The sequence below is a fragment of the Bradyrhizobium sp. DOA1 genome (assembly GCF_001593325.1).
In the GTDB taxonomy this organism is placed as follows: Bacteria; Pseudomonadota; Alphaproteobacteria; order Rhizobiales; family Xanthobacteraceae; genus Bradyrhizobium.
The window spans coordinates 6,911,370-6,919,542 of the sequence record NZ_JXJM01000001.1; the positions used below are offsets into that span (position 1 = coordinate 6,911,370).

The window sequence follows — 8,173 nt, forward strand, 5'->3', positions numbered from 1 at the left end:
GGCCCAGGCCTTTGCCAGCGAGCCCTGCGTGTCGATGCCGCGGCAGGCGTCCTCCACCACGTAGACCTCGAAGCCCGCCTTGCGCGCGTCGAGCGCCGTCCAGCCCACGCAGAAATCCGTCGCCAGCCCTGCGACGAAGACGCGCTTGATCTTGCGCCCCTTCAGATAGCCGGCAAGGCCCGTCGAGGTCTTGCCGTCGGCTTCGAGGAAGGCCGAGTAGCTGTCGACGTTCTTGTGAAAACCCTTGCGGATGATGAGCTCGGCATGCGGGACCGCAAGGTCCTTCGACAGCGCGGCGCCCTCGGTGCCTTGCACGCAATGGTCCGGCCACAGCACCTGCTTACCGTAAGGAAGATCGACGGTCTCGAACGGTTTCTTGCCGGAATGCGTTGACGCAAACGAGACATGGCCGGGCGTGTGCCAGTCCTGCGTCAGCACCACGTTGGCGAACGCTTTCGCGATCTTGTTGATGACGGGCACCACCTGCTCGCCTTCCTTCACCGCCAGGCTCCCGCCGGGCAGGAAGCAGTTCTGCACGTCGATCACGAGCAGCGCGGACGCATCGTCCGGCTTGATCGATGAAGCTGCAAGCAACGCGGTGGGCGCGAGAGTTGCCATCGCCGTCGTTCCAAGCACTGCCAAGATTTGTCGCCGATCGAGCATCGTTCACCTCCCCTTGCGAGCCAATGGAGGCGAAGCCTAGTTCTGCGCGGCCGCGAACAGAAGCCCGAAAATGCAGCCGGGTCTGGCGAGGGGTGGGCTCGCGAAGCCAAACTCCCTGTCGTCCCGCACAAGCGCGCCCTTAAGGCGCGCGCCGATCCGGGATCCATACCCCCAGGGAGAAGTTTGGCGAAGACTCTTCGTGGGATTGCGACCAACCGCAACCTTGATATCACACGGTATGGATCCCCGCCTTCGCGGGGATGACACCGAATGTGTTCTTCGCGCCTACCCCTTCGGCTGAATCCCGTCCCGCACGGCGCGGAAGCGGGCGAAGGCGGGCAGCCACTGGTCCCGCGGGGCGCTGGCAATGATGCGCAGCGAGGCGCCGCCGCTCGAGAAGCGGATCCACTGCACCACCGTCACCGGGACCTTGTCCTTGCCGCTGACGCCGTCGATCCGGGTCTCGAAACCCTGCTGGCCGTTGATGCGGATCGGCTCGGACATGGTGACGCGCGACTCGCGCACGCCCGGAATCTGAAGCGCCGCCTCCTGGGCGAAGCGGGCGCGATCGTCGGCGGCTTGCGGGGTGGCGCCGATCAGCCCGAGGATCATGAACGGCTTCGACTCATAGCCCGCGCTCTCGTCGCCGTCGGCCAGGATGATGCTCGAGCCCGGCGCCAGCGTGCGGATGTCCTTGAACTCGGCGAGATCGGTGATCTTGAACGGCATCAGCCCGATCTGCTCTTCGGCCGAGACCTGCTTGCGGGTCACGGTGCTCGCAAACATCTGGCGCACCGCCTCATCGGTGTAGATCTTGGTCGCGTTCTCCGGGATCTGCACTGCGACATAGCCGGAGAAGCCGGCGCCCGGCACAATCATCGAATAGCGCCGCACCGGGGTCTCGCCGGCCTTGCCGCTTTCGGTGGTGAAATAGGCGAGGCCCGCAGGCGTCTCGATCTTGTCCTGCTTGACGCCATTGGCGCCCGCCGGATTGGAGTTGAAGGCGCTCACGACCTCGCCATAGGCGGCCGGGGGCAACTCGGTGATCAGCACCTTGACGCTGCCGTCCTCGCTCTCAAAGCCCGGAAACGTTTTTGCCGTGTTGAGACCGACCAGCGGCACCATGCCAAGGCGCAGGCCGGGCGGGTAGACGGCGTCGGCAGCAAGCGCCGGAAGCGCGGAGGCAATGAGGGCGAGCGCGGCGAGGGGGCGGATCAGCTTCATGGGCACTCTGATTGGTTCACATTGAGGCCGTTCGATGGTCGCAGACCGGGCCGCTTTGTCGCGCGGAGCAGCGTGGTGCGGCTGCCCGGCCGGCCCGCCTTTTAGCGGGTTTGGCCCTGCCGTAACAGGGTGGGGCAGATGGCCGAGGCGGGGCTTGCCGAGGCCCGGACCCGTTAATAATTCCTCACCCGCAAGGCCGGTGGAGCCCGGATATGATGCTCCAAAACCCAATGTTTTCACGGCAGAAACGTTGCTTCGGTCCTTGCGGGCCCCTCCCCCCCTCCTATATGAGCCTCAATCATCGCAATATCGCGGATGTTTGATCTTAGGGGGTTTCGGTTTGGGTGCCTTCTGGGCCCAGCCAACCTGCCGCAAAAAGAAGGATATCAGGACCATGGGAAAGGTCATTGGGATCGACCTCGGCACCACGAATTCGTGCGTCGCCGTGATGGATGGCAAGAACGCCAAAGTCATCGAGAATTCCGAAGGCATGCGCACGACGCCTTCGATCGTCGCCGTCACGGACGACGGTGAGCGCCTCGTCGGCCAGCCGGCCAAGCGCCAGGCCGTCACCAATCCCGAGCGTACCTTCTTCGCAGTGAAGCGCCTCATCGGCCGCCGCTACGACGACCCGATGGTCGAGAAGGACAAGAAGCTCGTCCCGTACAAGATCGTGAAGGCTTCCAACGGCGACGCCTGGGTCGAGGCCGACAGCCAGACCTACTCGCCCTCGCAGGTCTCGGCGTTCATCTTGCAGAAGATGAAGGAGACCGCGGAAGCCCATCTCGGCCAGAAGGTCGACCAGGCCGTCATCACCGTTCCCGCCTACTTCAACGACGCCCAGCGCCAGGCGACCAAGGACGCCGGCAAGATCGCGGGCCTCGAAGTGCTGCGCATCATCAACGAGCCGACCGCGGCCGCGCTCGCCTATGGCCTCGACAAGACCAAGGCCGGCACCATAGCGGTGTACGATCTCGGCGGCGGCACCTTCGATATCTCCATCCTCGAAATCGGCGACGGCGTGTTCGAGGTGAAGTCGACCAACGGCGACACCTTCCTCGGCGGCGAAGACTTCGACATGCGCCTGGTCGGCTATCTCGCCGACGAGTTCCAGAAGGAGCAGGGCATCAACCTGCGCAACGACAAGCTCGCGTTGCAGCGCCTGAAGGAAGCCGCTGAAAAGGCCAAGATCGAGCTGTCGTCGACGACGCAGACCGAGATCAACCTGCCCTTCATCACCGCGGACCAGACCGGCCCGAAGCATCTCACGATGAAGCTCACCCGCGCCAAGTTCGAGGCGCTGGTCGATGACCTCGTGCAGAAGACCGTCGAGCCCTGCCGCAAGGCGCTGAAGGATGCCGGCGTCACCGCCGGCGAGATCGGCGAAGTCGTGCTGGTCGGCGGCATGTCGCGCATGCCGAAGGTCCAGGAAGTCGTCAAGCAGCTGTTCGGCAAGGAACCGCACAAGGGCGTCAACCCGGACGAAGTCGTGGCGATCGGTGCCGCGATCCAGGCCGGCGTGCTTCAGGGCGACGTCAAGGACGTGCTGCTGCTCGACGTGACCCCGCTGTCGCTGGGCATCGAGACGTTGGGCGGCGTGTTCACCCGCATCATCGACCGCAACACCACGATCCCGACCAAGAAGAGCCAGGTGTTCTCGACGGCTGAAGACAATCAGAATGCCGTCACCATCCGCGTCTTCCAGGGCGAGCGTGAAATGGCGGCCGACAACAAGATGCTCGGCCAGTTCGACCTGATGGGCATTCCGCCGGCTCCGCGCGGCATGCCGCAGATCGAGGTGACCTTCGACATCGACGCCAACGGCATCGTCAACGTCTCGGCCAAGGACAAGGCCACCGGCAAGGAGCAGCAGATTCGCATCCAGGCCTCGGGTGGTCTGTCGGAAGCCGACATCGAGAAGATGGTCAAGGACGCCGAGGCCAATGCCGAGGCGGACAAGAAGCGCCGCGAGGCCGTCACCGCCAAGAACGAGGCGGACGGTCTGGTGCATTCAACCGAGAAGGCCCTGGCTGAGCACGGCTCGAAGGTCGCCGAGACCGAGCGCCGCGCCATCGAGGATGCCGTCAGCGACCTCAAGGAAGCGCTGAAGGGCGACGATGCCGAGGCGATCAAGGCCAAGACCCAGACGCTGGCCCAGGCTTCGATGAAGCTCGGCGAGGCCATGTACAAGCAGCAGGCCGAGGCCGACGCCAAGAAGGACGCGGCCAAGGACGACGTCGTCGACGCGGAATTCACCGAGGTCGACGACGACAAGAACAACAAGAAGTCCGCTTAAGCCCCGAGAGGGTGATCATGCGGACGGCTTGGACCCCACACGCACCAAAGGCCTCCTCCCTCGCGGGGGAGGCCGTCGTGTCGGGAAGGGCGGGCCCGATGCCCGTTACGATCGATCAATTCCCAGCCGTTATGCTGAACGTCGCCGTGCCCTCTTCCGCCAAGAGGCGGAAGGATTATGTCGTTGCGCAGCGGCGTCGTTTCGCTCCGACTTGTTTCGCGATTGGATAGACCGAGCTCATCATGTCCACGTCCACCAAGCGCTGCTACTACGAGACCCTCGAAGTCGAACGCGACGCCGACGAGGGCAAGCTGAAGGCGTCCTTCCGCAAGCTGGCGATGAAATTTCACCCCGACCGCAATCCCGGGGACGACACCAGCGAGGTCAAGTTCAAGGAAATCAACGAGGCCTACGAGGTCCTGAAAGACAGGGACAAGCGCGCGGCCTATGACCGTTACGGCCACGCCGCCTTCGAGCAGGGCGGCGGCGGCGCCGGCTTCGGCGCGGGCTTCGCCTCCTCCTTCTCCGACATTTTCGAAGACCTGTTCGGCATGGCCGGGCAGCGCGGTCGGGGCGGCCGCGAGCGCGGTGCTGACCTGCGCTACAACATGGAGATCACGCTCGAGGAAGCCTTCGGCGGCAAGACCGCGCAGATCGAGATACCGGTCTCGGTCACCTGCGAGGCCTGCTCCGGCATCGGCGCCAAGGCCGGCACCAAGCCGAAGACCTGCTCGACCTGCGGCGGTGCCGGCCGCGTGCGGCAGTCGCAGGGCTTCTTCACGCTCGAGCGCACCTGTCCCGGCTGCCAGGGTCGCGGTCAGATGATCGAGGACGCCTGCCCGTCCTGCTCGGGCCAGGGCCGGGTCACCCGCGAGCGCACTTTGTCGGTCAACATTCCGCAAGGCGTCGAGGACGGCACGCGGATCAGGCTCGCCGGCGAGGGCGAGGCAGGGGTCCGCGGCGGCCCGCCCGGCGACCTCTACATCTTCTTGTCGCTGGCCCAGCACCAGTTCTTCCAGCGCGATGGTGCCGACCTGCATTGCCGCGTGCCGATCTCGATGGTGACGGCCGCCCTCGGCGGCGAATTCGAGGTGCCGACCATCGAGAAGACCAAGACCAAGGTGAAGGTGCCGGCCGGAACCCAGTCGGGCCGTCGATTCCGCATCGCATCAAAGGGCATGCCGGTGCTGCGCTCGCGCCAGATGGGCGACATGTACGTCCAGGTCGTGGTCGAGACCCCGCAGAACCTCACCAAGAAGCAGCAGGAATTGCTGGCCGAGTTCGACAAGCTCTCTTCCGGCAACACGCAGCCGGAATCCGAAGGTTTCTTCGCCAAGGTCAAGGATTTCTTCGGTAATCGAGCGAGTTGACGCGTCTTGACCGTGCCGCCTTCGGCCTATACGTCTTTATGACCATTTTCTGACACGCCGCGGTCCCGCGGTCCCGTCCGGTCCTGACATGCCCTTGCCATCGTCCGCGCGTGCGTTGAAGAAGCCTCGTCTTGACGACGAGGTGCGGTTTCTCCGGTCGTGGATCGAAAAGCCGCTGCACATGGGCGCGGTGATGCCGTCGGGCAAGCTCCTGGCCCGGACCATGGCCCATTACGTCGATATCGAGTCGGACGCCCCCGTGGTCGAGCTCGGGCCCGGCACCGGCGCCATCACCTCGGCCCTGATCGAGCGCGGCGTCGATCAGAAGCGTCTCGTCCTCGTCGAATACAATCCCGGCTTCTGTGCGCTGCTGCGCGACCGCTATCCGCAAGCCAAGGTGGTGCAGGGTGATGCCTACCGCCTGCGCGACACGCTGTGGAACGTCTTGAGCGCGCCGGCTTCCGCCGTCGTCTCCGGCCTGCCACTCGTCACGAAGCCGATGCTGACCCGGCTGCGGCTCATCCGCGACGCCTTCACGGCGCTGGCGCCTGGCGCGCCGTTCATCCAGTTCACCTACGCGGTGGTGCCGCCGATCCCGAAATCGCTGCACGGCGTGTCCACAGAGGCCTCGGAACGGATCTGGATGAACCTTCCGCCGGCCCGCGTCTGGGTGTATCGCAAGGACTAATTCCGTCGGCATCTCTCTTGCGCGGCGGGCTCGTTTCGCCGAACGCATTGGATTGGATGTCAGCTCCCAAGATCCTGGTCATTCCCGGCTCGCTGCGCACCGGCTCGCACAATGCGAAGCTGGCGGCGGTCGCAGCCTATGAATTCGCCCAGGCCGGCGTCGACGTCACCCGGATCTCGCTCGCCGATTTCCCGCTGCCGATCTATGACGGCGATCTCCAGGCCAAGTCCGGCGTGCCCAAGCACGCGATCAATCTCAAGCGCATGATCGGCGCGCATCACGGCGTGCTGTTCGTCACGCCGGAATACAACGCCTCGGTGCCGCCGCTGCTGAAGAACGCGATCGACTGGGTCAGCCGCGTGCACGAGCTGCACGAGGCGCGCGGCGACGTCTTCCGCAACCGCGCCTTCGCGCTCGCCGGCGCCTCGCAGAGCCGGCTTGGCACCGCCCGCGCGCTCCAGGCGTTGCGCCTGATCCTGACCTCCTGCCACGCCAATGTGATCCCGAGCCAGCTCACGCTCGCCTTTGCCGACCAGGCCTATGACGATATGGACAGGCTCAAGAACGAGGCGGATATCGCCGCGTTGAAGGAGCTGGTGCGGCAGTTGATCGACATTTCCCAACGCATGATGTGAGGTGACATGACGCCAGCCGAGATCGCTCCGAAGGACCGCCTCATCGTTGCGCTCGACGTGCCGAGCGTCGATGCCGCGGAAGCAATGGTCGGTAGGCTCGGCGACAGCGTCACGTTCTACAAGATCGGCTATCAGCTCGCCTATGCCGGCGGCCTTCCGCTGATCGGCAAGCTCGCCGACAAGGGCAAAAAAATCTTCGCCGATCTCAAGATGCATGACATCGGCAACACGGTCACGCGTGGCGTGGAGAGTGTCGCCAAGCTTGGCGCAACCTTCGTCACGGTGCACGCCTATCCGCAGACCATGAAGGGTGCCGTCGAAGGGCGTGGCAGCGCCAGCCTGAAGATTCTCGCCGTGACCGTGCTGACCTCCTACAACGACGACGATCTGCACGCAGCCGGCTACCGGCTCGGCGTCTCCGAGCTGGTCGAGGCGCGGGCGCAGCAGGCACAGGTGCTCGGCATCGACGGCCTTGTCTCGTCGCCGGAAGAAGTCGGCAGCCTTCGCAAGATCGTCGGCCACCAGATGCGCCTCGTCACGCCCGGCATCCGGCCGGCCGGCTCGGCGAGCGGCGACCAGAAGCGCATCATGACGCCGGGCCGTGCCATCAGTGCCGGCGCCGATTATCTCGTCGTCGGACGGCCGGTGGTGGAAGCGGCAGACCCCAAGGCAGTCGCGGAAGCGATCCAACATGAGATCGCCGAGGCTCTCGGCTAACCAACAACACAGGGAGAACAACGATGGCAAAAGGCTACTGGATCGGACGCGTCGACGTGAGCAGTGACGAGGGCTACAAGCCCTATGCCGTCGCCAACGGCCCGATCTTCAAGAAATGGGGCGGCCGCTTCGTCGTGCGGGCCGGCAAGTTCACCACCGTCGAAGGTGCCAGCCGTACCCGCAATGTCGTGATCGAATTCCCGGACTACGAGACCGCGCTCGCCTGCTACAACTCGCCGGAATACCAGGCCAACATCAAGGTGCGCCAGCCGCACTCCGTCGCCGACCTCATCATCATCGAGGGCTATGACGGCCCGCAGCCGCAGGACGGTTGAGGCACGACATCGGCCTGCATGGTTCGAGACGCCCGCTTGCGCGGGCTCCTCACCATGAGGGCCTGACATCTCGCCGCGAAACGCGCCCTTATCCTGAGGGCCCGCCGTAGGCGGGCGTCTCGAAGGATGGCCGCGGGCGACCATGCCCGATCCCCCTCGGTTGCCGGAACTGCCCGCCCCCGCTACAACGGCTCCGAAGAGGATCACACCATGTCGGACATGCGCTTGATTGTTGCTGGGGCCGG

Annotated in this window: 8 protein-coding genes; 6 read left to right on the plus strand and 2 right to left on the minus strand. The window is 65.0% G+C overall.

Features of this window, described 5'->3' with window-relative positions; all coding sequences use genetic code 11:
* On the minus strand, positions 1 to 663 hold a 663-nt coding region (pncA, locus tag SE91_RS32025), incomplete at its 3' end, for a bifunctional nicotinamidase/pyrazinamidase (protein WP_061850501.1).
* A gap of 285 nt (positions 664 to 948) precedes the next feature.
* A complete protein-coding gene (locus tag SE91_RS32030; RefSeq protein WP_060734387.1) occupies positions 949 to 1,887 on the minus strand; it encodes a hypothetical protein in 939 nt (312 codons plus the stop codon).
* Positions 1,888 to 2,281: 394 nt separating this feature from the next.
* On the opposite strand from SE91_RS32030, the gene dnaK reads away from it, so the two are divergent.
* The 6 genes from dnaK (at position 2,282) to SE91_RS32060 (ending at position 7,928) form a co-directional block, all read left to right on the plus strand.
* Positions 2,282 to 4,183, plus strand: a complete 1,902-nt coding sequence (gene dnaK, locus SE91_RS32035; protein ID WP_061851429.1) for a molecular chaperone DnaK — start codon at positions 2,282 to 2,284, stop codon at positions 4,181 to 4,183.
* Between the two features lie 242 nt (positions 4,184 to 4,425).
* Positions 4,426 to 5,553 carry a molecular chaperone DnaJ gene (gene dnaJ, locus SE91_RS32040; RefSeq protein ID WP_060734386.1) on the plus strand — a complete coding sequence of 376 codons (1,128 nt, stop codon included), beginning with the start codon at positions 4,426 to 4,428 and terminating at the stop codon, positions 5,551 to 5,553.
* Positions 5,554 to 5,641: 88 nt separating this feature from the next.
* Positions 5,642 to 6,241 carry a class I SAM-dependent methyltransferase gene (locus SE91_RS32045; RefSeq protein ID WP_061850502.1) on the plus strand — a complete coding sequence of 200 codons (600 nt, stop codon included), beginning with the start codon at positions 5,642 to 5,644 and terminating at the stop codon, positions 6,239 to 6,241.
* A gap of 56 nt (positions 6,242 to 6,297) precedes the next feature.
* A complete protein-coding gene (locus tag SE91_RS32050) occupies positions 6,298 to 6,876 on the plus strand; it encodes an NADPH-dependent FMN reductase (RefSeq protein ID WP_061851430.1) in 579 nt (192 codons plus the stop codon).
* Positions 6,877 to 6,882: 6 nt separating this feature from the next.
* Positions 6,883 to 7,593 carry an orotidine-5'-phosphate decarboxylase gene (gene pyrF / locus SE91_RS32055; protein WP_061850503.1) on the plus strand — a complete coding sequence of 237 codons (711 nt, stop codon included), beginning with the start codon at positions 6,883 to 6,885 and terminating at the stop codon, positions 7,591 to 7,593.
* A gap of 23 nt (positions 7,594 to 7,616) precedes the next feature.
* Positions 7,617 to 7,928: a DUF1330 domain-containing protein gene (locus tag SE91_RS32060; RefSeq protein ID WP_028133551.1), complete on the plus strand. Its 312-nt coding sequence runs from the start codon at positions 7,617 to 7,619 to the stop codon at positions 7,926 to 7,928.
* Positions 7,929 to 8,173: the final 245 nt, after the last annotated feature.

What these genes read in the sequence shown, in the direction of transcription:
- SE91_RS32050 (WP_061851430.1), top strand. Translation starts at nt 6,298, where the DNA reads ATGTCAGCTCCCAAGATCCTGGTCATTCCCGGCTCGCTGCGCACCGGC.
- SE91_RS32045 (WP_061850502.1), top strand. Translation starts at nt 5,642, where the DNA reads ATGCCCTTGCCATCGTCCGCGCGTGCGTTGAAGAAGCCTCGTCTTGAC.
- dnaJ (WP_060734386.1), top strand. Translation starts at nt 4,426, where the DNA reads ATGTCCACGTCCACCAAGCGCTGCTACTACGAGACCCTCGAAGTCGAA.
- pyrF (WP_061850503.1), top strand. Translation starts at nt 6,883, where the DNA reads ATGACGCCAGCCGAGATCGCTCCGAAGGACCGCCTCATCGTTGCGCTC.
- SE91_RS32030 (WP_060734387.1), bottom strand. Translation starts at nt 1,887, where the DNA reads ATGAAGCTGATCCGCCCCCTCGCCGCGCTCGCCCTCATTGCCTCCGCG.
- SE91_RS32060 (WP_028133551.1), top strand. Translation starts at nt 7,617, where the DNA reads ATGGCAAAAGGCTACTGGATCGGACGCGTCGACGTGAGCAGTGACGAG.
- dnaK (WP_061851429.1), top strand. Translation starts at nt 2,282, where the DNA reads ATGGGAAAGGTCATTGGGATCGACCTCGGCACCACGAATTCGTGCGTC.